Annotated in this window: 25 protein-coding genes; 12 read left to right on the top strand and 13 right to left on the bottom strand. The window is 71.2% G+C overall.

The window, feature by feature from the left end; all coding sequences use genetic code 11:
- Window positions 1-57 precede the first annotated feature (57 nt).
- Genes AC792_RS04395 through AC792_RS04385 form a run of 3 tightly spaced genes read right to left on the bottom strand, consistent with a single transcriptional unit; the run spans window position 58 to window position 2921 of the window.
- Window positions 58-1515: a class II fumarate hydratase gene (locus AC792_RS04395; protein WP_049829357.1), complete on the bottom strand. Its 1458-nt coding sequence runs from the start codon at window positions 1513-1515 to the stop codon at window positions 58-60.
- Between the two features lie 23 nt (window positions 1516-1538).
- The gene (locus AC792_RS04390) at window positions 1539-2153 is read right to left on the bottom strand and encodes a carbonic anhydrase (RefSeq protein WP_049829356.1); all 615 of its coding nucleotides are present in this window, start codon (window positions 2151-2153) and stop codon (window positions 1539-1541) included.
- An 18-nt stretch (window positions 2154-2171) separates the two neighbouring features.
- Entirely contained in the window at window positions 2172-2921 is a 750-nt protein-coding gene (locus AC792_RS04385) for a DUF4245 domain-containing protein (protein ID WP_235436368.1), read from the bottom strand.
- A gap of 138 nt (window positions 2922-3059) precedes the next feature.
- Between AC792_RS04385 and glpX the strand changes: the two genes are divergently transcribed.
- Together glpX and AC792_RS04375 are read left to right on the top strand one after the other, a co-directional pair.
- Window positions 3060-4112, top strand: coding sequence for a class II fructose-bisphosphatase (glpX, locus tag AC792_RS04380; protein ID WP_049829355.1), 1053 nt, complete (start codon window positions 3060-3062; stop codon window positions 4110-4112).
- Between the two features lie 61 nt (window positions 4113-4173).
- Window positions 4174-5214, top strand: a complete 1041-nt coding sequence (locus AC792_RS04375; protein ID WP_049829354.1) for a lipid II:glycine glycyltransferase FemX — start codon at window positions 4174-4176, stop codon at window positions 5212-5214.
- A gap of 80 nt (window positions 5215-5294) precedes the next feature.
- Here the strand turns inward: AC792_RS04375 and manA are convergent, their stop codons facing one another.
- From manA to AC792_RS04355, 4 genes are read right to left on the bottom strand one after another with little or no spacing between them, the layout of a single operon-like run.
- Entirely contained in the window at window positions 5295-6677 is a 1383-nt protein-coding gene (gene manA / locus AC792_RS04370) for a mannose-6-phosphate isomerase, class I (RefSeq protein ID WP_049829353.1), read from the bottom strand.
- 47 nt (window positions 6678-6724) lie between these two features.
- On the bottom strand, window positions 6725-8323 hold the full coding sequence (locus AC792_RS04365; RefSeq protein WP_235436367.1) for an LCP family glycopolymer transferase: 1599 nt from the start codon (window positions 8321-8323) through the stop codon (window positions 6725-6727).
- Window positions 8320-8835, bottom strand: coding sequence for a 5-(carboxyamino)imidazole ribonucleotide mutase (gene purE, locus AC792_RS04360; RefSeq protein ID WP_049829492.1), 516 nt, complete (start codon window positions 8833-8835; stop codon window positions 8320-8322). Before purE ends, AC792_RS04365 begins: the two co-directional genes overlap by 4 nt.
- A 23-nt stretch (window positions 8836-8858) precedes the next feature.
- Window positions 8859-10055, bottom strand: a complete 1197-nt coding sequence (locus AC792_RS04355) for a 5-(carboxyamino)imidazole ribonucleotide synthase (RefSeq protein ID WP_082177407.1) — start codon at window positions 10053-10055, stop codon at window positions 8859-8861.
- Window positions 10056-10343: 288 nt separating this feature from the next.
- Between AC792_RS04355 and AC792_RS04350 the strand changes: the two genes are divergently transcribed.
- Window positions 10344-10892, top strand: a complete 549-nt coding sequence (locus AC792_RS04350; RefSeq protein WP_049829352.1) for a GtrA family protein — start codon at window positions 10344-10346, stop codon at window positions 10890-10892.
- Here the strand turns inward: AC792_RS04350 and AC792_RS16820 are convergent.
- Window positions 10870-11076: a hypothetical protein gene (locus tag AC792_RS16820; RefSeq protein WP_152916023.1), complete on the bottom strand. Its 207-nt coding sequence runs from the start codon at window positions 11074-11076 to the stop codon at window positions 10870-10872. The two genes, AC792_RS04350 and AC792_RS16820, sit on opposite strands and share 23 nt — an antisense overlap.
- Window positions 11076-11636 carry a TIGR03089 family protein gene (locus AC792_RS17235; RefSeq protein WP_160317609.1) on the bottom strand — a complete coding sequence of 187 codons (561 nt, stop codon included), beginning with the start codon at window positions 11634-11636 and terminating at the stop codon, window positions 11076-11078. The genes AC792_RS16820 and AC792_RS17235 overlap by 1 nt, the downstream gene beginning before the upstream one ends.
- A 238-nt stretch (window positions 11637-11874) precedes the next feature.
- Here AC792_RS17235 and AC792_RS04335 point away from each other — a divergent pair, with 238 nt between their 5' ends.
- The gene (locus AC792_RS04335) at window positions 11875-12444 is read left to right on the top strand and encodes a WhiB family transcriptional regulator (RefSeq protein WP_049829349.1); all 570 of its coding nucleotides are present in this window, start codon (window positions 11875-11877) and stop codon (window positions 12442-12444) included.
- 110 nt (window positions 12445-12554) lie between these two features.
- On the opposite strand, the gene AC792_RS04330 is transcribed toward AC792_RS04335, so the two are convergent.
- Window positions 12555-13049, bottom strand: a complete 495-nt coding sequence (locus AC792_RS04330) for a metallopeptidase family protein (protein WP_049829348.1) — start codon at window positions 13047-13049, stop codon at window positions 12555-12557.
- Window positions 13050-13168: 119 nt separating this feature from the next.
- Between AC792_RS04330 and AC792_RS04325 the strand changes: the two genes are divergently transcribed.
- From AC792_RS04325 to ahcY, 3 genes are all read left to right on the top strand, one after another.
- Window positions 13169-13552, top strand: a complete 384-nt coding sequence (locus AC792_RS04325; protein WP_049829490.1) for a DUF3499 domain-containing protein — start codon at window positions 13169-13171, stop codon at window positions 13550-13552.
- A 91-nt stretch (window positions 13553-13643) separates the two neighbouring features.
- Window positions 13644-13835 (top strand): Trm112 family protein, encoded by a 192-nt coding sequence (locus AC792_RS04320; RefSeq protein WP_049829347.1) that lies wholly within the window; start codon window positions 13644-13646, stop codon window positions 13833-13835.
- Between the two features lie 55 nt (window positions 13836-13890).
- On the top strand, window positions 13891-15390 hold the full coding sequence (gene ahcY / locus AC792_RS04315) for an adenosylhomocysteinase (RefSeq protein ID WP_049829346.1): 1500 nt from the start codon (window positions 13891-13893) through the stop codon (window positions 15388-15390).
- Between the two features lie 96 nt (window positions 15391-15486).
- On the opposite strand, the gene AC792_RS04310 is transcribed toward ahcY, so the two are convergent.
- Window positions 15487-16737, bottom strand: a complete 1251-nt coding sequence (locus AC792_RS04310) for an MFS transporter (RefSeq protein ID WP_049829345.1) — start codon at window positions 16735-16737, stop codon at window positions 15487-15489.
- Between the two features lie 111 nt (window positions 16738-16848).
- Here AC792_RS04310 and AC792_RS04305 point away from each other — a divergent pair, with 111 nt between their 5' ends.
- The 3 genes from AC792_RS04305 (at window position 16849) to AC792_RS04295 (ending at window position 19475) form a co-directional block, all read left to right on the top strand.
- Window positions 16849-17433 (top strand): sugar O-acetyltransferase, encoded by a 585-nt coding sequence (locus tag AC792_RS04305; RefSeq protein ID WP_049829344.1) that lies wholly within the window; start codon window positions 16849-16851, stop codon window positions 17431-17433.
- 4 nt (window positions 17434-17437) lie between these two features.
- Entirely contained in the window at window positions 17438-18010 is a 573-nt protein-coding gene (locus tag AC792_RS04300) for a TetR/AcrR family transcriptional regulator (RefSeq protein WP_235436363.1), read from the top strand.
- 145 nt (window positions 18011-18155) lie between these two features.
- Entirely contained in the window at window positions 18156-19475 is a 1320-nt protein-coding gene (locus AC792_RS04295; RefSeq protein WP_049829343.1) for a L,D-transpeptidase, read from the top strand.
- Window positions 19476-19500: 25 nt separating this feature from the next.
- Here AC792_RS04295 and AC792_RS04290 read toward each other — a convergent pair whose 3' ends face one another.
- Complete coding sequence (locus AC792_RS04290; RefSeq protein WP_049829342.1) at window positions 19501-20301, bottom strand: RDD family protein; 801 nt, start codon at window positions 20299-20301, stop codon at window positions 19501-19503.
- Between the two features lie 187 nt (window positions 20302-20488).
- On the opposite strand from AC792_RS04290, the gene AC792_RS04285 reads away from it, so the two are divergent.
- The gene (locus AC792_RS04285; RefSeq protein WP_082177406.1) at window positions 20489-21481 is read left to right on the top strand and encodes a stage II sporulation protein M; all 993 of its coding nucleotides are present in this window, start codon (window positions 20489-20491) and stop codon (window positions 21479-21481) included.
- A 193-nt stretch (window positions 21482-21674) separates the two neighbouring features.
- Window positions 21675-22832: a DUF1461 domain-containing protein gene (locus tag AC792_RS04280; protein WP_049829341.1), complete on the top strand. Its 1158-nt coding sequence runs from the start codon at window positions 21675-21677 to the stop codon at window positions 22830-22832.
- Here AC792_RS04280 and AC792_RS04275 read toward each other — a convergent pair.
- A partial coding sequence (locus AC792_RS04275; protein ID WP_152916022.1) for an integrase core domain-containing protein occupies window positions 22829-23036 on the bottom strand: 208 nt, incomplete at its 5' end. The two genes, AC792_RS04280 and AC792_RS04275, sit on opposite strands and share 4 nt — an antisense overlap.

Below are 23036 nucleotides of genomic sequence, written 5' to 3'. Positions count from 1 at the left end.
CGGGTGCGTCCCTCCCGGAGCCGGTGGCGCTGCCTCACGGGGCAGCGCCGGGGAGGATCAGGCCTGCGGCGGCCGGGTCATCGACAGGACGTCGAGGGCCGAGTCCAGCTGCTCCTCGGTGAGCTCGCCGCGCTCCACGAACCCGAGGGCGACGACGGCCTCGCGCACCGTGAGGCCCTCGGCCACGGCCTTCTTCGCGATCTTCGCGGCGTTCTCGTAGCCGATGTACTTGTTGAGCGGCGTCACGATCGAGGGGGAGGCCTCGGCGAGGAAGCGGGCACGCTCCACGTTGGCGGTGATGCCGTCGACCATGCGGTCCGCGGACACCCGGGTGGAGTTGCTGAGGAGCCGGATGGACTCGAGGACGTTGCGCGCGATGACGGGGATGCCCACGTTGAGCTCGAACGCACCGTTGGTCCCGGACCACGCCACGGTGGCGTCGTTGCCCACCACCTGCGCGCAGACCATGATGACGGCCTCGGCGATCACCGGGTTCACCTTCCCGGGCATGATCGACGACCCGGGCTGCAGGTCCGGCAGGGCGATCTCGCCGAGACCCGTGTTGGGGCCGGAGCCGAGCCAGCGCAGGTCGTTGTGGATCTTGGTCAGGGACACCGCGATGGTGCGCAGCATGCCGGAGATCTCCACGAGGGAATCCCGGTTGGCCTGGGCCTCGAAGTGGTCGCGGGCCTCCGTGAGCGGCAGCCCGGTGTCCTCGGCGAGGAGCTCGATCACGCGGGCGGAGAAACCGGCGGGCGTGTTGATGCCCGTGCCCACGGCCGTGCCGCCGAGGGGCACCTCGGCCACGCGGGCCAGGGAGGCGTGGATCCGCTCGATGCCGTAGCGCACCTGCGCCGCGTACCCGCCGAACTCCTGGCCGAGGGTCACGGGGGTCGCGTCCATGAGGTGGGTGCGCCCGGACTTCACCACCGTGGCGAATTCCGTCGCCTTGCGCTCCAGGGCCTCGGCGAGATGCGTCAGGGCGGGCACGAGGTCCTTCACCAGCGCGGACGTGGCAGCGACGTGCACGGAGGTGGGGAAGACGTCGTTGGAGGACTGCGAGGCGTTCACGTGGTCGTTCGGGTGCACCGTGGTGCTGCTGCCGGCGCTCTCCAGGGCGCGGCTCGCCAGGGTGGCGATCACCTCGTTGGCGTTCATGTTCGAGGAGGTCCCGGAGCCGGTCTGGTAGATGTCCACCGGGAAGTCGCCGTCGTACCGGCCCGAGGCCACGTCCTCCGCGGCGGCCTCGATGGCGCGGGCCCGCTCGTCGTCGAGCACGCCCAGCTCGGCGTTCGCCGTGGCCGCGGCCTTCTTGATCCGTGCCAGGGCCTCGATGTGCGCGCGCTCCAGCGTGGTTCCGGAGATGGGGAAGTTCTCCACCGCGCGCTGGGTCTGCGCCCGGTACAGGGCGTTCACGGGGACCCGCACCTCGCCCATGGTGTCGTGCTCGATGCGGTACCCGGCGTCGCCGGTGGGGGAGCTGGGATCAGGGCTGGCTGCAGTCGTCGGAGTCATGGCGCAATTCTCGCACCAGGGATCTACAGTGCACCAAATCCCGAGACGAGCACCGCCTTGCCCTCGTCGAGCCGGTAGGACACGCCCACCACGGCCACCGAGCCCTCCGCCACGGCCTCGGCGATCACCCGTGAGCTGTCGATCAGGCGCTTGGAGGTCTGCTTCGTGTGCTCGATCACCGTCGAGTTCACATCGGTGACACCGGTGCGGCGCGCCGTGAGCACGGACGGGGTGATCCGCTCCACGAGGTCCCGCAGGAACCCGGTGGGCATGTCGCCGCTGTCGAGGGCGTTCATGGTGGCCATCACCGCACCGCAGCTGTCGTGACCGAGGATCACGATCAGCGGGACCTTCAGCACGCTCACGCTGTACTCCAGGGAACCGAGCACGGCGTCGTCGATCACCTGGCCCGCCGTCCTCACCACGAACACGTCGCCGAGGCCGAGGTCGAAGATGATCTCCGCGGCCAGCCGCGAGTCCGAGCAGCCGAAGATGACCGCGAACGGGTGCTGGTCGTTGACCAGGGCCGTCCGCCGGGACGCGTCCTGGTTGGGGTGGGAGACCTGCGCCCCCACGAAGCGCGCGTTGCCCTCCTGGAGGCGGAGCCAGGCCTCGCCGGGCGTCGATCGTGTCGTCACGTGCTCACTGTACTGGGTTCAGCCGCCCGCTCCGTCGGAGGAGAGCCGCTCGGCCTCGTCGACGGCGTTCTGCGCCACCTCCTGCGTCACCGCCTCGCCCAGGGTGTCGAAATCGGTGAGCTCGGCGGGGCCCTTCAGGATGATCGTGGCGCCGTCCAGGTCCGTCCGGAGCACCGTGTCGCCGTTGCTCGCGTCGAGCAGTTCCCAGTCCTCCCCGCCGATGGTCCGGGACCCCGAGACCTGGGCGCTCCCGATGCGCCGGGCCTCCCAGGTGGGGTTCGCCCGGTCGGTCTGCGTGAGCTCGATGAACCCGTCGTCCCCGGTCAGGTACCCGACCTCCCAGAAGGCCACCCCGTCGGAGCTGCCGGTGTTCCAGCGTGCGTAGTTCGAGGACCAGCCCTCCGGGAGCTCGGGGGCGGCCGGCAGGTACCCGGCGTCCCCCGCGGCCTGCCGCGCCACGTTGGCCACGTCGATGTCCTGGCGGTAGGTCTCCGCGGTGTGGGTGGGGTTCAGGAAGTACACGGGGAGGACGACGGCGAGCGTCGCCCCGGTGGCCAGGAGCATGCCTCGCGCAGTGGCGCTGAGACGCTTGGCCTGGTTCGCGGTGAGGGAGATGGGGGGTGCGTCGTCGTACAGTTCCGCACGCAGCCGTGCCTCCGCCGCAGCACGTTCGCCCGCACGTCCGTCCGCACCACCGGGAACCGGACGCCCGTCCGCGGGGGAGTCGCGGGGGGTCGATGGACTGCGCTCGTCGCCTTGATCACTCACCCCTCCATTTTCGCCGATGCCGGCCGCGCCGCCTAACCGGACCGTCAGCTCCCCGGACGTCATCATGCCCCGTCCCCACCGTGGACGCCTAGACTGCAGGGAGCAGGACGTACGCCCCGTACAGACCTCCCTTCGACGATGAGGATAGACGTGTCCAACAAGAGCCAGAACGCCCAGTACTCGACGCTCTCGACGGCCCTCGCCGTGGGGGACGACGAGCCGGACCGGAACCTCGCGCTGGAACTGGTGCGCGTCACCGAGGCCGCCGCGATCGCCGGCGGGCACTGGGTGGGCTTCGGGGACAAGAACCTGGCCGACGGCGCGGCCGTGGACGCGATGCGCTCCCTCCTGCAGACGGTCCACTTCAACGGCGTGGTGGTGATCGGCGAGGGCGAGAAGGACGAGGCGCCCATGCTCTTCAACGGCGAGCGCGTGGGTGACGGCAGCGGGCCGGAGTGCGACGTCGCCGTGGACCCGATCGACGGCACCCGCCTGACCGCGCTGGGCATCAACAACGCGCTCGCGGTGCTCGCCGTCGCGGAGCGCGGTTCCATGTTCGACCCCTCCGCCGTGTTCTACATGGAGAAGCTGGTCACCGGTCCCGAGGCCGCCGACATGGTGGACCTGCGCCTGCCGGTGAAGCAGAACCTGCACCTGATCGCGAAGGCGTCCAACAAGAAGGTCAGCCAGCTCAACGTCATGATCCTGGACCGCGCCCGCCACAAGCCGCTCGTCGAGGAGATCCGCGCCGCCGGGGCGCGCACCAAGTTCCTCATGGACGGCGATGTCGCGGGTGCCATCGCCGCTGCCCGGGAGGGCACGGACGTGGATGCACTGATGGGGATCGGCGGTACCCCCGAGGGCATCGTCGCGGCGTGCGCCATCAAGTCCCTGGGCGGGGTGATCCAGGGGCGGCTGTGGCCCACGAGCGACGACGAGAAGCAGAAGGCACTGGACGCCGGCCACGACCTCGACCGCGTGCTCTCCACCAACGACCTCGTCACGAGCGACAACTGCTACTTCGCCGCCACCGGCATCACCGACGGCGACCTGCTGCGCGGTGTGCGGTACAGCAAGGACAAGGTGCTCACCCAGTCCATGGTGATGCGCTCGAAGTCCGGGACCATCCGCGTGGTCGACGGCGAGCACCAGGCCCACAAGTGGGAGACCTACGCCCGCATCAAGGAGTAGCACCCGGGCGGGTGCACCGCCGGGGTCCAGGACGCCGGTGGTGCACCTATAGGCTGGTCCGATGAGTCTCACCGTGTCGCCCTGCTCCGACCCCGTCCTCTGGGACAGCACCGTCGACGGGCTCGCGGGCCATCCCCAGCAGCTGTGGGGGTGGGGTGCCACCAAGGCCTCCCACGGGTGGACGGCCGACCGCGTGATCGTCTCCGAGGCGGGCGAGGTGATCGGATCGGCGCAGCTGGTCCTGAAGTCCCTTCCGCTGCCCCTGCGGAGCCTGGCCTACGCGCCTCGCGGGCCGCAGACGGTTCCCGGGCGCGAGGTCGAGGTGCTCCGGGCGATCGCCGGGTACGTGCGGGCCGCCCACCGCTCGGTGGCGCTCTCGATCGAGCCGGACTGGGACGCGGGAGCCACCGCCGTGCGGGCCCTGCCCGCGGCAGGGTGGAGGCCCAGCGAGAACACCATCCTGATCGGGCGCACGCTGATCCTGGACCTCCGCCGGTCCGAGGAGGACCTGCTCGCGGACATGACCAAGAAGCACCGCCAGTACATCCGGAAGTCCGGCCGCGAGGGCCTGGACATCCGCAGGGTGGAGCGCGGCGAGATCGACGCCTGCCTCGCGGTCTACCGGCTGACCGCGGAGCGCGCGGGCTTCGGGATCCACGAGAGCTCCTACTACCACGACATCGCGGACAACCTCGGTGAGGCCTCGCCCGTGTACGCGGCGTTCCGGGGCACCGACGTCGTCGCCTTCCTGTGGCTCTCCGCGACCGGCTCCACCTCCTTCGAGCTCTACGGCGGGATGACCGAGGAGGGGGAGCGCCTGCGCGCCAACTACGCCCTGAAGTGGTTCGCGATCCTCGAGATGAAGGCGCGCGGGGTGCAGCGCTACGACTTCAACGGACTGCTCAACGACGGCGTCTCACGCTTCAAGATGGGCTGGGCGCAGCACGAGGACCAGCTCGCAGGCACCTGGGACCTCCCGCTCTCACCCCTCTACCCGCTGTTCAGCAGGGCGCTGCCGCTCGCCAAGCGCGGGATGCAGCTCGGACGCCGGCAGGCCGGACGCGCCGTCGACCTGGCGCGGAGGGTGCGCGCCCGCGCCTAGAGCGGGGGGAGGCGGCGTCCCGTCCGCCCGTCCCCGGGAGCGCCGTGGGCCGGTCCTCGCCGGCAGCACCGGGTCGGGTCCTAGCTGTTCCTCGTCATGGCAGTGGGGACGTCCCCGCCCACCGTGACCGCGAAGGCGAGGACCGGGCCGTCGGTGGCGCCGTCGTGGTCCGCCGCCGGGCGGGCCAGCAGCGGCGCCTCCGAGGCCGCCACGAAGGCGCTGCCCCCGCGGGGTACCAGGAGACTGGAGTTCGGGGTGTCGAGGAGGATCGCGCCGCTGACCGCGAGCACCACCACCGGCCCGTTCTGCAGCACAGGGCAGTGCGCGGGCGCGCGGCTGCCCTCCGCCGCGGATCCGGTACCCGTGCCGTCCGCCGCCGGGTCCCCCAGGAGCATCCGCTGGAGCAGGAACTCGTCGAACGGCGGCCGGTACAGTTCCTGGTCGAGGAACGTGAACTGCGCCTCCAGGGCCGGCGGGGCCAGCGGCTCGAACACCACGGTGTCCAGCAACTCCCCGGTGTCCACGTGCTTGGGCGTCAGGCCCCCGCGCAGCACGTTGTCCGAGGACGCCATGACCTCGATGCCCAGCCCGCCGAGGTAGGCGTGGATGTTGCCGGCGGGGAGATGGAGGGCCTGCCCCGGCTGCAGGGACACCCGGTTCAGCAGCAGCGCCACCAGCACGCCGGGGTCCCCCGGGTACTGGCGGGACAGCTCGGCGACGGTGGCCAGTGTCCCGGCCCGGCTGCCTCCCGCATCGTCCGCGGTGCCGTGCTGCCCGCCCGCAGCCGTGGTCACCGCGGTCACCACGTCCTCCGGCGTCTCGAGCAGGCGCCGGAAGGCGGACTGCAGGGCGGCGGATGCAGGTGCTGCCACGTCCCCGGTGGGGTTCTCGGCAGAGGTCTCGGCGGCGTCCTCGCCGAGGGTGCCGGCCACGGCGTCGAGCAGCTCGCGGGCCGGCGTGCCGGCATCCACCAGCCCTGCCAGGAACGCGAAGGCGGCCCGGGCCCCGGCGAGCGGGCGGAACCCGCAGAGCGCCTCGAAGGGCGTCAGCGCGAAGATCATCTCGGGCTTGTGGTTCCGGTCGCGGTAGTTGCGGTGCGGTGCGTCCCGTGGCACCCCTGCGGCCTCCTCGGCGTCGTACCCCGCAGCTGCCTGCTCCAGGCTCGGATGGACCTGGAGGGAGAGCGCGGAGCCCGCGGCCAGCACCTTGAGCAGGAAGGGCAGGCGTCCGTCGAAGCGCGCGGCCACCACCGGGCCGAGGAGGGCCTCCGGGTCGGAGCCGATCAGCTCGTCGAGGCCGCACCGGCTGCCGTCCGCGAGGAGCACCTGCGAGGGGGAGCCCGGGTGCGCCCCCACCCACAGCTCCGCCTCGGGGCCGCCGGAGGGTTCCCTGCCGAGCAGTTCGGCGATCGCGTGCTCGGAGCCCCAGGCGTAGGGGCGGAGGGTGTTGTCCAGGAGGTACATCGTGCGCGTCCTTCGGCTCGGCGGGAGGTGCTCGGTGGAGGGCGGGGTCAGGCGGGGGAGCACTCGCCGTTGTCGGAGAGCAGGGAACCGAGGGTGAGGTCGTCGCCGATCGTGGCGAGCTCCTGCAGGTACTCCTCGGTGATGCCGTCGGTGGGCTGGTCGTCCGTGAGCTGGGCCGGGAGCCTGCTCGTGGTCACCGCGCGGTCCAGGTGCAGCACCGCCCCGTCGGCGGCCGCCCGGGCGTCCTCGGCGATCATGCCCTGCACGCGGTCGTGGATCTCACCGAAGTCGGGATAGGTGGGGAAGTTGTCCGCGGGCGTCCCGAAGTCGGGCGGGCCGATGGTGAGCCTGCGGGTCTCCTGCCCCTGCGCCTTCAGCCCCAGGTCCACGAAGCTCGCCAGCTGGTCCTGCGGGATGTCGGTCTCCACGATCTGCGTACCGGCGGCGGCGATGGACTGGAAGCGGGTGAGCACGGTGCCCGGGTCCAGCTGGGCGATCATGGCCTGCTGGACGCACTGCTGACGGGACACGCGGTGGTAGTCGGTGACGAACTCCCGCGACCGCGCGTACCAGAGGGCATGGTAGCCGTCGAGGGTCTGCACGCCGGGCCTGATCCAGCCGTCGGGCGGGTAGTGGCGGATGGGGTCCGTCCCCGGGATCTCCCCGGCGGTGATGGGCACCCAGCCGCCCACGTCCATCCGGATGCCGCCCATCGCGTCCACGAGCTCCTCGAACCCGTTCATGTCGATCAGGAGGTACGCCTGGATCTCCAGCCCCAGTACCCCGCCGGCGGCGTCCTTCATGGCCTCGGCGCCGGGGTCCTCCGCCCCCGGGTACAGCTCGGGGTGGTCCTGGGTCACCTCGGTGTAGAGGCTGTTGATGATGCAGGGGTCGCCGCAGTCGTACCCGCCGGGGTAGACGTCCCAGAGCGGGGAGCCGTCCGAGAACTCGGCGTTCTGGAAGTTCCGCGGGATGCTGAAGGTGATCGTCGCCCCCGTGGCGGCGTCCACGCTGATCACCGAGATGCTGTCCGGCCGGCGTCCGGCGCGGTCCTCGCCGGCGTCGCCGCCCATGAGCAGGAAGTTGTAGCGGCCGTCCACCGGGTCGAAGGCCGGTCCTGCACCGAAGATGGAGCCCACCGTGGATCTGCCCACCCCCAGCAGGTACGCCCCGTAGGCGAGGGAGCCGCTGGTGAGCACCATGAGGACGGCGAGCGCCCCCGCCACGAGGGGGCGGGCCCCCGGCGCGAGTAGCGACATCCGGATCAGGCGCAGCGTGTTGACGAACAGGAGCGCCCAGCCGGCGGCGAGCCCCAGCAGGGCGATGATCAGCACCAGCGACCACCAGCGGTGCGTCACCGCGCCCACCAGGAGGGATCGGTCGGTCAGGGCGAGGACCACCCCGAGGAGCACCAGGCCCCAGCATAGGAAGGTGGTGCGCAGCGCCCGGCGGCCCAGCCTCCGGTCACCGGCCACCACCTGCGCGGCACCGGGCAGCAGGAGGGTGAGGATCAGCAGGACGAAGGCGCGCCGGGTGCGGACCGCGGGCGACGCCGCCTGCGGGTACCGCACGGGGTCGGTGGCTCCGGCTCCCGTGCGGTGGTGGCCCGTCCCGTCGGGTCCGCGCAGCTGCGTCCCCGTGGTCACGCCTGATCCGCTGCGGGATCCGTGGTCGGGCCCGCGATGCGGGCGCGCAGATCGGCGCCCTTCCGCTCCGCCGTGGCTCGGAGGGCGTCGGCGAACTCCACGAGCTGCCCGCGGAGGGCGAGTGCCTGCTGGTCCGTGCCGGCCGCGAGCATGCGCACGGCGAGGAGCCCGGCGTTCCGTGCCCCGCCGATCGAGACTGTGGCCACGGGTACGCCCGCGGGCATCTGCACGATCGAGAGCAGGGAGTCCATGCCGTCCAGGTAGCGCAGCGGTACCGGCACGCCGATCACCGGGAGGGGCGTCACCGAGGCCAGCATCCCGGGGAGGTGGGCCGCGCCACCGGCGCCGGCGATGATCACGCGGAGTCCGCGCTCGTGGGCGCTGCGGCCGTACTCGATCATGGCTGCGGGCATGCGGTGCGCGGAGACGACGTCGGCCTCGTACGGCACGGAGAACTCGGCCAGTGCGGCCGCGGCGGCCTCCATCACCGGCCAGTCCGAGTCCGAGCCCATCACGAGGCCCACCTGTGCGTTCGTCACTGTGCACCCTTTCGTCCTGCGTTTCCGGTGGGGAGGTCCTGTGCGCCCTCGCGCAGCAGCGCGGCCACCCGCGTGGCCCTGGCACGCACGGAGTCCACGGATTCACCGGGACCCGCCAGGGCGTTCACGTGACCGATCTTCCGGCCCGGGCGTACGTCCTTCCCGTAGACGTGCACCTTGGCGGCGGGGTCCGCGGCCAGCGCTGCACCGTAGGCGGCGTGGAGGTCCTCGTTGCGTCCGCCCAGCACGTTCTTCATCACGGCGCAGGGGCCCACGAGGTCGGTCGAGCCGAGCGGGAGGTCCAGGACGGCCCGCAGGTGCTGCTCGAACTGCCCGGTCACCGCGCCGTCCATGGTCCAGTGCCCGGAGTTGTGGGGTCGCATGGCGAGTTCGTTGACGAGGTAGCCGGCACCGGAGCCGGGTACCTCGAAGAGCTCCACCGCCATGACGCCGGTGACGTCGAGTTCCTCGGCCAGTTTCAGCGCGGCCTCCGTCACGCGGGCAGCCACGTCCGCGGGCAGGTCGGGGGCGGGGGCGATCACCTCGTCGCACACGCTGTCCACCTGGATGGACTCCACCACGGGCCAGGCGGCGGACTCACCCGAAGCGCGCCGGGCCACCAGCACCGAGAGTTCCCGGCTGAACGGGACGAACTGCTCCACGAGGAGCTCTTCGTGCGAGAACCAGCTCTCCGCGGCGGCCAGGGCCGCGGTGTCGCGCAGGACCAGCACTCCCTTGCCGTCGTACCCGCCACGCGGCGTCTTCAGCACCACGGGCCAGCCCACGGAGGCCGCGAAGGCCTCGACGCCGGAGGCGTCCCGGACCGCGGCCCACCGCGGGTTGGGCAGGCCGAGCTCCTCGACGGCACGCCGCATCACCAGCTTGTCCTGTGCGTGGCGGAGTGCTGCGGGGGAGGGATGGACGCGAACGCCCTCCCGGGTGAGCTGCTCGAGCAGCTCGCCCGGGACGTGCTCGTGGTCGAAGGTCACCACGTCCACGCCCGCGGCGAACGCGCGCAGCGTGTCGGCGTCGCGGTAGTCGCCCACGGTGGCGGACGCCACGGCGGCGACGGCGGACACCCCGGGCCCTTCCGCCAGGACGCGGAGCCCGAAGCCGAGCTCGATCGCCGGGCTCGCCATCATGCGCGCCAGCTGGCCGCCGCCCACCACACCTATCACGGGAGAAGTCACCATCACAGGGTACCCAGGGTGCGGCCCGCCTCCGCACACCGGCCGGGCGTCCGCTCCCCGCCCCGGGGTGCATGGAGCACACTTCCGGCCGATTCCCAGGGCGCGGACCACCGATCGGCAGGACGTTCCCCGGACCGGCGTCGTAAAGTAGGGGGATCACGCCTTGCGACGGTCCGCCTGGGTGGCCCGCCGCGGCGGCCCTCCTGATCGGTGCCGTGCGCCCGCCGGAGGCATCTCCTCCGCACCGGACGGCGTCCTCGACAGACAGCGGAGGTTGCAGTGGCGTCACTCATGGATCGGATCAGGGGCCTTGCCTCCCTCTTCTGGCGCGAGGTCGCGAAGTTCGGCGCGGTGGGCGGGGTGGCGTTCGTCATCGACAACGGCCTGTACTGGTACCTGATCCACGGTCCCATGAGCGGCAGCGAGGTCAAGGCCCGATTCGTGTCCGCGGGGATCGCCACGGTCTTCGCCTGGGTGGCCAACCGGTACTGGACCTTCCGGCACCGCCGCCAGCCCAACGCGGTCCGGGAGCTCGTGATGTTCGTGCTCATCAACGTGATCGGCATGGGGATCGCCGCCGGCTGCGTGGCGGTGGCCAAGTACTTCCTCGACGTCACCGAACCGGGTCCGCTCTTCCTGGTGGGTGTCTTCGGGACCGTCCTGGCCACCGTGGTGCGCTTCCTGGCCTACCGCTTCTGGGTGTTCAACGTCGAGCTCGAGGCCGAGCCGGAGTTCGGCCCCGAGGACCGGGACGTCCTCCAGCAGGATCCCGCTCCCACCCCGGGCCCGGGGTCGACGACGTCCGAGGGTGAGCAGGTCAGGCACTCCCCGGCCGGATAGTGACGCGCTCGCCGGTCAGCAGGCTGTCGGTCACCGGCACGCCCTCCTCCACGAGCACGATCGCGCCCTCCCGCTCCCACATGGAGCAGGCGGTGGCGAGGACCTCCAGGAGCCCGGTGCCGGGTTCGAGGAGCACCGTCGCCCCGCTCGCAGGAGCGGGGTCCTCGAGCAGCGAGTCCTCCATCAGGTCCCCATGCGTGAGTCCGCGGTCACCCGTACGCACGAGTGGCGACCCGGCGTCGTACTCAGGTGTGCCGAGGTAGACGTCTCCCTGCGCTCGTACCTCCGCGGCGAAGTCCACGGCGCCGGAGGGCAGCGGGGCGCCGTCCCAGCCCAGCGCCAGCGAGCCCAGGGCCACGCCCACCAGCAGGCGCGGCGGCCGGACCTCGGGCACCCGCCGGAGCAGAGGACCACGGCCGCGGCGTCCTGCCAGAGGATGCCGCCCGGGGCCGGGGCCGGGGCCGGGGCGCCCGGCGGCAGGAGCACCACGCCCCCGGTCTGCCAGCACGCGAAGGCCAGGGCCAGGGTCTTCCAGTGCACGGGCAGGTCGAAGGCCAGCACGCTCCCCTCGACGACGTCGAGCTCGTCCGCCAGGAGGTTCGAGGACTTCGCCACCCAGTTGTCGAAGACGCGACCCGACAGTTCGATCCTGCCCTCGGAGCCGTGCCAGATCAGGCGGGGGGAAGACGCGTCGATCGTCCTCATGCGGGTGAGCAGGGCGTCGGGGGTGGGGACACTGCGCATGTTTCCTCCTGCTTTACGAGTAGTTAGCTGTAGGTAGTACGTACCGACGCGCCTATGAAGACAGGTAGTCGACCAGGCGTGGCGCCCGTGATTGTTCGTCCTCGACTCTATAAGATTGCGGCTCCCGCTTGACGAGCGTGTGTCACACCCGTGTAATTAGACATCGAATCTGTTCCAGCAGCGGGGCGCGAGGGCCGCCCACTGCTGATCTCGGAACGGCGACATCGGAGGGGCTGACATGGGGCAGGCAGAACGCGTACACACACGACCGGAGATCGCCGCGCAGGCATCGGTGCACTACGGGCACAGGGGCGTCCCCGCCGACTGGTTCCTCGACCCGGCCGATCCGCTCGCCACCGAGCGGTACCGCGACAGGACACCCACCACGCTCGAGGACCAGGCCACCGCCTACCTCGCGGAGCGCGACACCCCGGCGGCGGTCCCCGAGGGGCAGAGCTCACTCCTCTTCCTGCCGGTCGCGGACCCGCGGACCGCGGAGCAGCAGGATCCGCGGGCGGACTTCGTCCCCCTGGGTCAGCCCGCGTGGAGCGCGGAACCCCTGGTGCAGGGTGACCTCGACGACGACGGCGAACTCTCCTGGCAGGGGGACGCCCTGTGTGCCCAGACGGACCCGGAGGCGTTCTTCCCCGAGAAGGGCGGTTCCACACGTGATGCCAAGAAGGTCTGCGGTGCGTGCATGGTGAGGTCCGAGTGCCTCGAGTACGCGCTGGAGAACGACGAGCGCTTCGGCATCTGGGGCGGCATGTCCGAGCGTGAGCGCCGCAGGTTGCGCAAGCAGGCGGTCTGATCCGCCTCCGTCGACGGCGGTCGTGCCGGCCCGGCTGACCGGACCCGGTGGGTCGGGCCTTCCCTCACCGGAAGCCGTGGCCCGGGTCCGCCCGCACCGGGGGCGGTGCCTCAGGCCTGCGAGCGACCGTAGGCGGGGTCCACCGCCTCCGGTGACAGCCCCATCAGTTCGGCGGTCTGTTCCACCACCACGTCGTGGACCAGTTCGTTCACCGGCATCAGCGAGCGGGCCGCCATGAGAACCGGGTGCCGGTAGACGGGGATGACGGCGGGGCTCCCCGGAGCGGCGGGCCGGGAGGAACCCCGGAGCCCGCGCAGGGTCCGGGGACTCATGTCCTCGAGCCCGTCGGGGATCTCCTGCACCACGATCTGGAGATCCTGGATGCGCTCGCCCCACAGGCGCTCGAGGCGCTGGGCGGACTCCATCACCCAGTCGTCGAACTGCTCGGAGCGTGAGCGCGAGCCGGGGAGGTGCCGCGGCAGCAACTCTCCGCGCAGGCCCCGCCCGCGGCGGTTGCGCCGCCGCTCGTAGAACGAACGGGATCCACGGCCCGGCTGCGCCGTCGGGTCGTCCAGCTCCACCGAGAAGCTCGAAGCATCCTGCATACGGAAACTCTAAGCCTTGAGGGAGCCTCCCGCACTCCTCCCCGACCACGGCGCGTTCGCCTGCCACGCCGGAGGGCCTGGCTCCCGTGGCACCCGAAACCCCGGTAGGCTTGCCGATCGTGGAATCCCTCCGTCAATGCTCCAGATCAGCCTGCCAGGGGCCGGCGGTGGCCACGCTCACCTATGTCTACGCCGATTCCACGGCCGTCCTCGGCCCGCTCGCCACCTACGCCGAACCCCACACCTACGATCTGTGCGCCGTGCATGCCGAACGCCTGACCGTTCCCCGTGGGTGGGAGGTCGTCCGCCTGGCCCTCCCGGACGCCGCCCCGGAGCGCAGCGTGAATGATCCGTCGGCGCCTCCGGGCGCAGCGCGCGAGACAGCGGCCGAGTCTGCTCCCGACGCAGCACAGGGCCGGCGCGGCAGCACGGCACCCATGGAACCGCCCCCCGGCGCCCAGGGTCCGCGGCGCGGGCACCTCAGGATCCTCCGCGAGCCCTGAGGCGGGGACGGCCGGCACGGCACGCGGGGGCGTCGGCGCCCGGCGGTACGCTGGATCCAGACGTCGCACCCGATCCGAGGACAGGCACACCATGGCGAATCTCCCCACACGGCTCCTCGAGCTGCTCCGCTGCCCCGTGACGGGTTCCGCCCTCACCCAGGAGGGGGCCGGCCTCGTCTCCTCCGAACCGGGCCCAGGCGGCGCACCCCTCCGGTACGTCCTCGACGAGGGCATCCCGGTCCTGCTGCCGGCACACCTCTCCGCGGACACCCTCCGTACCTGACCGCACCCGACCGCCGCACACCCCACAGCCCCGAACCACAGCTAGGAACCCCACCATGACTTTCGATCACAGGGTCGCCGATCTCTCCCTCGCGGAAGCCGGCCGCCACCAGATCCGCCTCGCCGAGCACGAGATGCCCGGGCTGATGGCCCTACGCCGCGAGTTCGCCGACGCCCAGCCGCTCGCAGGCGCCAGGATCGCCGGCTCCCTGCACATGACCGTGCAGACGGCGGTGCTCATCGAGACGCTGACCTCCCTCGGGGCCGAGGTCCGCTGGGCCTCGTGCAACATCTTCTCCACCCAGGACGAGGCCGCGGCCGCCGTCGTGGTGGGTACCGGGACGGTCGAGGAGCCGGCAGGCGTACCCGTCTTCGCGTGGAAGAACGAGACCCTCGAGGACTACTGGTGGACGGCCACCCAGATCCTCACCTGGCCGGGCCAGGCCGAGGGCCTCGGCCCCAACATGATCCTCGACGACGGCGGCGACGCCACCATGCTGGTGCACAAGGGCGCCGAGTTCGAGAAGCTCGGATCGGTGCCGGCGAACCCCGAGGAGGGCGACGCCGACTACTCCCACGAGTTCACGATCTTCCTGGACGCCGTCCGCTCCACCTTCAAGAGCGAGCCGCAGAAGTGGACCACGATCGCCGCCGGTCTCCGCGGGGTCACGGAGGAGACCACCACCGGTGTGCTGCGCCTGTACCAGCTCGCGGCGCAGGGCAAGCTCCTCTTCCCGGCCATCAACGTCAACGACTCCGTGACGAAGTCCAAGTTCGACAACAAGTACGGCATCCGCCACTCCCTGCCGGACGGGCTGAACCGGGCCACCGACGTGCTGATCGGCGGCAAGGTGGCCGTGGTCTGCGGCTACGGTGACGTGGGCAAGGGTGCGGCGGAAGCACTCCGGGGCCAGGGGGCGCGCGTGATCGTCACCGAGATCGACCCGATCTGTGCGCTGCAGGCGGCGATGGACGGGTACCAGGTGGCCAAGCTGGAGAGCGTGCTGGCCCAGGGCGACATCTTCATCACCACCACGGGTAACAAGGACGTCATCATGGCGCGCCACATGACCGGGATGAAGCACCAGGCCATCGTGGGGAACATCGGGCACTTCGACAACGAGATCGACATCGCGGGCCTCGCCCGCATCCCCGGCGTGGAGAAGATCGAGATCAAGCCGCAGGTCCACGAGTGGGTGATCCCCGCGGACGAGTCCGCAGGCGTGCAGCAGCATTCGATCATCATGCTCTCGGAAGGGCGCCTGCTGAACCTCGGGAACGCCACCGGCCACCCCTCCTTCGTGATGAGCAACTCCTTCGCGAACCAGACCATCGCACAGATCGAGCTGTTCACGAAGTTCGAGCAGGAGGACGCCGAGGGCACGCGGGAGTACGAGAACCAGGTGTACGTGCTGCCGAAGATCCTGGACGAGAAGGTGGCGCGCCTGCACCTGGACGCCCTGGGCGTGGAGCTCACCGAGCTCACCAAGGGCCAGGCCGAGTACCTGGACGTGGACGTGGCGGGCCCGTTCAAGTCGGAGCAGTACCGCTACTAGTCGCCGAGGCCGGAAGGGGTGGGTCCGCGCCACGGGCCCACCCCGCGTCGGACGGGTGGCATCGAGCCACCGGTCGCCCGCAGCGGGTGCCTCCGGTCAGGTCCGCGCCGACAGCTCGCCGTCGGGGTGGTGGGCACCGGGACGGACGAGGCGATTCAGGCGCTCCGACATGAGCAGGCCCAGGGCCGCGAGGGCGATGACGAAGAGGGGGAAGATCCACATCCCCGTCCAGGCGGACAGGACACCGAACACCGGTGGCGCCACCGTGGAGCCGAGATAGGCGGCGGCCATCTGGAGGCCGATGACGGCCCGGGAGTTCCGGCGTCCGAAGTTGGCCGGCGTCGAGTGGATGATCGCCGGGTAGATCGGGGCCGATCCGAGTCCTGCGACCACCAGTCCGGCCAGGGCGAACACGCCGGTCTCGAGGGGCAGGGCCAGCATCACCCCTCCGATCCCGACCGTGACGAAGCCGCCGCGGATCAGCCGCCGGTCCCCGATCCGGTCGGCGAAGAAGCCCGCCAGGACGCGTCCGGCGGTGATGCCCAGCAGGAAGAGGGAGGCGAACGCGGCAGCCGTGGCGGTCGCGACGCCGCGCTCACCGACGAGGTAGGTCGACGCCCACAGGATCGAGGTGCTCTCGAGTGCGCAGTACGCGAAGAAGGTGGTGAGGACCAGGAGGACCCCGGGGATCCGGAGTGTCCGTGCGAACGGGACAGGACGCCCGCTGGTGTCCGCGGCCCCTTCCGCGTTCCCCCGTCCCTCCTCCGGCGCGTCGGCCCGCCCGGTCGGGACGACGGCGTGGACCTTCCCCCACAGCGGGAGGCCGGCGAGCAGGGCGAAGGTGAGGACCACCTGGGCGAGTCCGACGATGCGGTAGGCGCTGGACCACTCGTACCCCGAGGTGAGGGCGTGACTCATGATGAACGGGCTGATGGACGCACCCACACCCCAGAAGCTGTGCAGCCAGTTCATGTGCCGCGCCGCATAGTGCAGCGCCACGTAGTTGTTCAGTGCGGCGTCGACCGCCCCCGCCCCCAGCCCGTACGGGACCGCCCACAGGCACAGCATCCAGAACGAGTCGGAGACCGAGACCCCGAGGAGGGCCGAAGCGGTCAGGCCGACGCTGACCGCCGTGACCCTCCCGACGCCGAACCGGCGGGGGAGGCGATCGGAGGCGAGACTCGAGACGATGGTGCCGGCGGCGATGATCATGGTGAGGATGCCCGCGAACGCGACCGGCACACCGAGATCCTCCTGCATCGCGGGCCACCCGGCACCCACGAGGGAGTCGGGGAGGCCGAGACTGACGAAGGCGATGTAGATGATCGCGAGGAGGAGCGAGTACACGGCGCGGTGGGCTGCCTTTCACGGGACGGCACAGGTGGGCATCGCACCTCACGAGGACGACGGCACACGGTATATGTACGATCGTACCCAGATGTGGGGTAGATTCACCCCATGACCACGGACTACTTCACCGGCGACCCCCGGAGCAACCGGGAGCGGATGCTCGCCGGGGACCTCTACATCGCCGACGACCCCGAGAGCGGACGGCTCCACCGGCGCGGGGTCCAGCTCGCCGATGCCTATCACCGCGCGGACGTGGCGGGTGATCCAGGGGCGCGCGAGATCCTCGTGGATCTCCTGGGCGGCCTCGGGGAGGGATCCCACATCACCCCGCCCCTGTTCGTGGACTACGGCGAGAACATCCGCGTCGGGGCCGGTACCTTCGTCAACTACAACCTCACCGCCCTGGACGTCGTGGCCATCACCATCGGTGACGACTGCCAGATCGGACCGAACGTCCAGCTCCTGACGCCCACGCACCCGATCGATCCGCAGCTGCGACGGGACAAGCTCGAAGCCGGACAGCCGATCACCATCGGGGACAACGTCTGGCTCGGTGGCGGGGTGATCGTGTGCCCGGGCGTGACCATCGGGGCGAACTCGGTGATCGGCGCCGGTGCGGTGGTCACCAGGGACATCCCGGCCGGCGTCCTCGCCGTCGGCAACCCCGCCCGTGTGATCCGCACGATCGGGTGACCCGGTGTCCGAGCAGCCCCGCCCCGTGGGCTCCCGGCTCGGTCGTCGCAACGACCCCGACCGACGCGACCGCATCATCGACGCCTGCCTCGAGGTCATCGCACACTCCGGGGTGACCGGCACCTCCCACCGGAAGGTCGCCGCCCGGGCCTGCGTCCCGCTGGGTGCCATGACCTACTACTTCGACGGGATGGACGACCTCCTCCAGGCGGCCCTGACCCGGTTCGCCACGGGTATCAGCGACAGGTTCGAACGCCGCATGGCAGGAGCGTCCGATGCCGACGGCGCGCGGGAGGCGGTGGCCGCGATCATCCTCGACGACGTCTTCGGTGATGACCGTGAACTCGTGCTGTCGCACGAGCTCTACACGCTCGCCGCCCGTGACCCGGCCTACCGATCCATCACCACCGCATGGATGGAACGCAGCCGCGCAGCACTGGAGCGGCATTTCGACCCCGAGACCGCCCGCCTCCTCGACGCACTCATCGAAGGTCTCAGCATCCACCGCGCCCTCGATTCCAGAACCCGCGACCCACACGAGGTGCGGACCGCGATCGCACGGATCACGGCATCCTGACGCGATCTCCGCAGAGCCCGGAGCGGTTCCGACACGCCGGGGAGCGATGACACCCAATCGTTGTGCGATCCGCACCCCCGGAGGGGGCCGGGCGGGGGAGCGCCGCCGTAGGATCGCCGGAGGGAATCCACGGTGAGGGGCAGGGATGAGCAGGAAGCAGGACGCCGGCGTGGGTAGGGGACTCCGGCACGGTTGGAGGATCGCGGCCGCCGGTGCAGCGGTGGTGATGGTGCTCGGGGGAGGCATGGCCGTCGCGTCGGTGCTGTCGGAGGACGACGGCGCCCCCACGGCGTCGCCGACGTCGTCGCCCTCCGGGGTGCCGTCGGCCGTCCCGCCGTCGTCCACCGCCCAGGCCGCCCCGGACGGCACCGGCGTTCCTGCGGAACCGTCCATCGCGGCGTCGGACGGTGAGCTCGCCGTGCGCGTGAGCCCCGAGGGCGACACCTCCGGCGTCAATCCCGTGACCCGGCCGGCCGTGACGGTCACGGGCGGCACGCTGGAGGACATCACGCTGATCCCGGACACGGGAGGGGCGCCCGTGGCCGGGACGGTCTCCGAGGACGGCGCCGGCTGGGTGGCCACCGAGCGGCTCGCCTTCGACACCGGCTACACGTTCTCCTACACGGTGCGGAACGCGGACGGGCAGAGCCGGAGCGGGACCTCCGGGTTCACCACCGTGGAACCGGCCAACGAGGCGGACGCCGCGATGTTCCCCCGGGACGGCAGCACGGTGGGGACCGGGCAGCCGCTCGAGTTCACCTTCAGCGAGCCCGTGACCGAGCGCGACGCCGTGGAGGCCGCCATCACGGTGACCAGCACGAGTGCCCAGCCCGGTGCGTTCTACTGGATCTCCGACACGAAGGTGCGGTACCGCCCCGAGGAGTTCTGGGCCCCGAACAGCACCATCACCGTGGACACCGACCTGTTCGGCGTGGACTTCGGCAACGGCATGATCGGCAACGGCGACAGCACGCTGACCGTCAGGACGCACGACACGCGCCTGGCCGTGGTGGACAACCTCACCAAGACCATGGAGGTGTACATCGACGGGAAGCTGACCCGCACGTTCCCCATCACGCTCGGTACCGAGGAGTGGCCGTCCACCGAGGGGTACATGGTGGTCATGGAAAAGTACGCGTCCACGCGGTTCACCGCCGAGTCGATCGGTCTGGAGCCCGGCGACGCCGCCTACTACCCGCCCACCGTGGTGCAGCACGCGAGCAGGCTGAGCAAGGGCGGGGCGTTCGTCCATGAGGCCCTCCCCGCGGCGCAGGTGGCCCTGGGCAGCATCAACGTGTCCCACGGCTGCGTGGGGATGTCCCCGGAGGGTGCCGCGTACTTCTACGACACCTTCGGTCCGGGGGACGTGGTGCAGATCCTCAACACGGACTACGGGCCCATGTACGTGGAGGACGGCTTCGGGGACTGGAATGTACCCTGGGAGGAATGGACCAGCCAGCCCTGACCGGGGCGGCACGGTCAGGTGCGCATCACCCGAACGGCAGCCGGTGGAGCCGCTCCGCCGTGGCCTCGGAGCGCTCGCGCTGCCGCATCATCGCCGCGTAGTCGCGGTCCCGGCGCGAGGCGATCACCCCGTGCAGGAACTCCTCCGGACGTGTCCCCTCCGGCGGGGGAGGGGACACGTGCTGCGCGGCCTCGGCGGCGAGCTCCACCGACAGCGTGTGGCGTGCCTGCGGGGTGAGCCGCGGGGCCTGCGCGAGGAACTGCGACATCCGGCGGGCCAGCGGGTCCGGGAGGCGCCCGATGTCCGCCGTCGCCGCCCACGGGGTGAGGCGCGGTGGAAGCACGGCCAGTGCACGCGGACGCACCACCACGCGCTCCCGCATGGCGTAGGTGCCGGCCAGGAGGTCCCCGAGGCGCTTGGAGCGCTCGTTGAACAGGGAGACGAGGAAGGCCAGGGATCCCGCGAGGATGTAGATCTCGAGGATCGCCAGCATGCCGCGGATGAAGGCGTGGCGGAAGCGGATGGCACCGCCGTCGTCGCGCACGATCCGCAGGCCCGTCACGAGGCGGCCGAGGGACTTCCCGCGGGTGAGGGTCTCCACGGTCACGGGGATCACCAGCAGGAGCAGGACGACGCTGATCAGCACCACCGCGCCGGTGAGCGCCGGGTCCAGGGCACCGCCGAGCACGTTGCCGATCAGGAGCACCAGCAGGATCGCGAGGACGATCTGCGCCACGATGTCGATCAGGATGCTCAGCCCGCGCGCGGCGAAACCGGCCGGTCTGAGCTCGAGCACCACCGCCTCGCCGGTCACGATCGAACTCATGGTGCTCCCCTCCCGGTTCCTCCGGTGCCCGTCCCCTCGACGCTCCGACCAGCCTAGCGCCGGAGCGGTCCGCCGCGCGGTATGCCCGCCGGTGATCGACCCCGGTGGTCCGGTCCTGGGCCGGGGGCCCCGCCCGGGAGCGCCGCGGCTACGCCCGGGAGGGGAGCCGTGACTATAGGGTGAACGCATGGATGTGGATGCTTTCATCGCCGTGCACCGCGGCGACTGGCAGCGGCTGGACGAGCTGGTGGGCCGGCGCAGGCTCGACGGCGCGGAGGCCGACGAACTGCTGGTGCTCTACCAGCGGGTGTCCACCCATCTGTCCGTCCTGCGGTCCGTGGATCCCGAGAGCGCCGTGTCCGGTTCCCTCTCCACCCGGCTCTCGCGGGCCCGCACCCGTTTCACCGGCGCCCGCTCCAACGCCATGGAGGACATGGCCGGCTTCTTCGTCCACTCCCTGCCGGCGGCCTTCTACCGGATCCGGTGGCTCACCGTCGTGGTCGGCCTCGTCTTCCTCCTGGTGACCTGGCTGTACGGGATGTGGGTGGTGCAGACGCCGGGCGTGATCCAGGCGATCGGACCCGACGAGGACCTCCGGCGCTACGTGGAGGAGGACTTCGTGGACTACTACTCGGAGAACCCGGCGGCCTCCTTCGCCGGACTCGTCTGGACGAACAACGCGTGGATCGCGCTCCAGGCCGTCGCCTTCGGCGTCACGGGGATCTGGCCGGCGTTCATCCTGTACCAGAACGCCCAGGGCATCGGGATGGCGGCGGGCATGATGGCCTCCTACGACCGCCTCGACGTGTTCTTCGCCTACATCCTGCCGCACGGTTTCATGGAGCTCACCGCCATCTTCATCGCCACCGCGGCGGGTCTGCGCATCTTCTGGGCCTGGGTGGCGCCCGGTCGGAGGCCGCGTTCGGTGGCGTTGGCCGAGGAGGGCCGTGCCCTCATCACGGTGGCGCTGGGGCTGGTCCTGGTGCTCCTGGTGTCCGGGCTGGTGGAGGGTTTCGTGACGCCGAGCCCGCTGCCCACCTGGGCGCGCATCACCATCGGCCTCCTCGTCTTCGCCGCCTACTGGGTGTACACGCTGGTGCTCGGCCGGCGGGCCGTGGCCGCCGGCCACCGGGGCGACCTCGGTGTGGCCGACCGCGGGGACGCCGTCGTCACCGCCTGAGCGTCCCTGACCGATCGTCCCTGCCCGATCGTCCCTGCCCGATCGTCACCGTCCGACCGCGGCTCACCGGGCGGCGCACGCTCTCGCCCGGCACGGGGTGGGGCGGGGGCCGACGGGCGGAGTGTGCGGCGGGCCGGTAGTGTCGGACGCGCCGGGTCCAGTGCCGGCGAGCACCTCACGAGGAGACAGCGCAGTGGCAGATTCCCGCAGCACCCCGCCGGCAGGCCCGGACGAACAGGTTCCCGAGACGGAGCCGGTGACCACCGGCTCGTCCTCCACCACCGCCGGGAGCCACGGCGCAGGTGCCGGGGCACCCGCTGCGGCCGGAGACGCGGCGACGCCGACCCCCGGTGGCGCAGTCACCGCACCTCCTGTTCCGGAGTCCGACGGCGGTACAGCCCCGGCGGGTCCCGCAGGCTCCTCCGCAGCCTGGGGGCCGGTGGCCGGTTCCCCCCCGGACGCAGCCGCCGCCGACGTCGCCTCCCCCCGGACCGGCAGTGCGGGTGATGCACCTCCCGCGGCTCCCGTCCCGGCGCCCGCCGGCGAGCGCCCGCCCACCGCCGACCCCGCCCTGTACCGCGACGCCGCACGGCGTGCCGCCGTCCGCGACGGCGTCATCACGGCGAGGCCGCCCTTCTCCCGCTTCCTCCAGGTGGTGGTGGCCCTGTTCTTCCCGGTGATCGTGCTCGCCGCCGCCGTGCGGGCCGTGGCGACGTCGTCGTTCCTGTGGATCGAGTACAACCGGCCCGGGTTCCCCGCGGACCGCTTCGGGTTCTCGCTCGAGGACCGCATGACCTACGGCTCCTACGCCCTGGACTACGTGCTGAACTTCGCACCACCGCGCTACCTCGGGGACCTCACCACCCCCGACGGCGCCCCGCTGTTCCTCGGGACCGAGGTGGGGCACATGGCGGACGTGAAGGGCGTGCTGGGGGTGGCCTTCGCCGTGGCCCTGGTGATGTTCGTGCTGGCCGTCCTCGCCTGCATCCACCTGGCCCGGCGGTACAAGGGCGGGATCCGCCGCGCACTGTTCGCCGGTGCGGTGATCACCCTCGTGGGGATCGCGGCGCTCGCCGTCCTCGCGGTCACCGCGTGGGAGACGTTCTTCACCCAGGTGCACGCACTCTTCTTCCCGGAGGGTACGTGGACGTTCCGCGTGGACGACACCCTGATCCGCCTGTTCCCCGAGCAGTTCTGGACGGACTCCGCCGTCGTCGTGGGGCTCCTGGTGGCGGTGGCGACGCTCCTGACGCTCGTGCTCACCTGGCCCACCCGGGCCCGGCGCGAACGCTCGAAGCGCGCGCAGGAGGCCGAGCAGACGCGGTACCTGGAGTCGCTGCGCTCCACCTAGGTGTTCTGTGTCATGACGTTGGCGACGCTGTCGTGCAGGCGTGTGGCTGGGGGTTGGTTCCCGATCGCAGTATGTGCTCGATGGTAGTTGTAGTGGATGTTCCAGGTGGTAATCGCGTTGGTGCGCTGTGCTTCTGAGGTCCACTCGCGGGCGTAGAGGAGCTCTTCGGCGAGGGTGCGGTTGTAGCGTTCGACTTTCCCGTTG

Origin of the sequence: Arthrobacter sp. RIT-PI-e (assembly GCF_001187915.1) — a bacterium.
Lineage (GTDB): Bacteria > Actinomycetota > Actinomycetes > Actinomycetales > Micrococcaceae > Arthrobacter_D.
This window is presented reverse-complemented; position numbering and strand designations above follow the sequence as displayed.